Annotated in this window: 1 pseudogene; it reads right to left on the minus strand. The window is 72.5% G+C overall.

The features are described from left to right. Positions 1–424: pseudogene (locus tag IE329_RS40155) on the minus strand (hypothetical protein); the annotation flags it as partial. Positions 425–505 lie beyond the last annotated feature (81 nt).

The following is a 505-nucleotide window of genomic DNA, read 5'->3' on the forward strand; positions in this document are numbered from 1 at the left end:
TCAGGAGCAGGGCCGGGCGGTCGAGGCCCGGCTCCACGTGGCGCAACCACCGGTCGGTACTGATGTGCCAGGGGTCGTGCTGCCAGTCCTCGGAGCGGGCGGCGGGCCGGTGGGCGAGGACGTCGTGGTGCAGGGGGACGGTGATGCGCAGCGCGATCCGGTCGTAGTCCTCGCCCGTGGTGACCAGGGTGAGGTCGGCCAGGTCGGGGCGGATGCGGACGTAGCCGGGGGACATGACGGGGCTGGTGGCGATCCGCCAGGCGGCCTGGGCGAAGTCGACCGGGCCGAGCGGGGCGCCGACGTCGTGGAGCCGACCGGCGTTGACGGCCAGGTAGGAGCTGAAGCGGGAGTTGCCGTTGGAGGCGTTGGCCTTGTCGTAGGCGTCGTCGGCGAGGGCGAGCGTGTGGGCGGTGAACTCAGGCATGCTGGTCCTTGGTCTCGTCGTGTACGGGGTCGAGAGCCCCGCAGCAGCCGGTGAGCCCGGCAAGGTCGTCCGGCTGCTGCG

This window comes from Kitasatospora indigofera (assembly GCF_014655955.1).
GTDB lineage: Bacteria > Actinomycetota > Actinomycetes > Streptomycetales > Streptomycetaceae > Kitasatospora > Kitasatospora indigofera.